The sequence below is a fragment of the Streptomyces sp. NPDC007095 genome (assembly GCF_040634475.1).
Classification (GTDB): domain Bacteria; phylum Actinomycetota; class Actinomycetes; order Streptomycetales; family Streptomycetaceae; genus Streptomyces.
Genome location: NZ_JBEYFS010000548.1, coordinates 1 through 1,042, shown reverse-complemented (window position 1 = coordinate 1,042; position 1,042 = coordinate 1). Strand labels below are relative to the sequence as shown.

The 1,042-nt window shown below is 67.9% G+C and carries 1 protein-coding gene; it reads left to right on the top strand.

The annotated features are described in order from the left end of the window. Positions 1-486, top strand: a 486-nt coding sequence (locus ABZ656_RS58130) for an aldehyde dehydrogenase family protein (RefSeq protein ID WP_360280911.1), incomplete at its 5' end; no start/stop codon positions are given. Positions 487-1,042: the final 556 nt, after the last annotated feature.

Here is a 1,042-nt window from a genome sequence, read left to right as displayed (position 1 = left end):
ACCAGCCCGCAGACCGCGGCCGACTTCGGCCGGATCATCAACGAGCGGCATTTCGACCGGCTCACGCGGCTGTTGGATTCCGGCCGGGCGGCGGTGGGAGGTCGGCACGACCGCGACGACCTGTTCATCGCACCGACCGTGCTCACCGATGTCGACCCCGCATCGCCGGTCATGCAGGAGGAGATCTTCGGTCCGATCCTCGCCGTCGTCGAAGTCGAAGACCTCGATGCCGCCATCGCCTTCATCAACGAACGTGACAAGCCCCTGGCGCTCTACGCCTTCACCGAGTCCGAGGCCACCAAGTCGCGCCTGGTGAACGAGACGTCCTCCGGCGGCGTCGCCTGGGGCCAGCCGGTGATGCAACTGCTCATGACCGGCCTGCCGTTCGGTGGCGTCGGCGAAAGCGGCATGGGCCGGTACCACGGCCGGTATTCCCTCGAGACGTTCAGCCACCTCAAGGCTGTCGCGGACGTCCCGCTCAGCTAGCCTCGCGCTTTCGTGAAGCAGGCTGTCCGATGGGCGAGCCCCTTCGCGGGGGCGCGTCGAGGGAGTCGGTCGCGGCGCGGGGTGCAGACACCGATTCGTACCGACTCCGGCGGCGGCACCCATGACGTCGTCACCTGGCCGGCTGCTGATGGTGTGCAGGGAGCGAACGCCCTTACTCCGGCGGGCAGTTGAGCTTGAACCGGCGTCGACGCCGACGCCGACGGCATGCGGCTCTCACCGCGTTCGCCGCCAACACCCCGATCGCGGTCCTGGAACCGCGTCACCGTCAGCGGGCCCGCGCCTGCCCGAGGACCGCATCCGCGCCTCCGCCGGGACGGCGTGGACCCCCTGCGTCGCAGACCTTCATCCCGTTTCCCTCCGTATTGCAGAAAGAAAGAAACCCATGCCTGTCAACACTTCAGAAGTTTCGCCCGTTCCGTCGCTTTTCTCCCCCGTCTCTCTCGGGAAGATCGAGCTCGCCAACCGCATCGTCATGGCACCGCTGACCCGGGTCCGGGCCGGTTCCTCCGGCATCCCCGGGGACCTGATGGTCGAG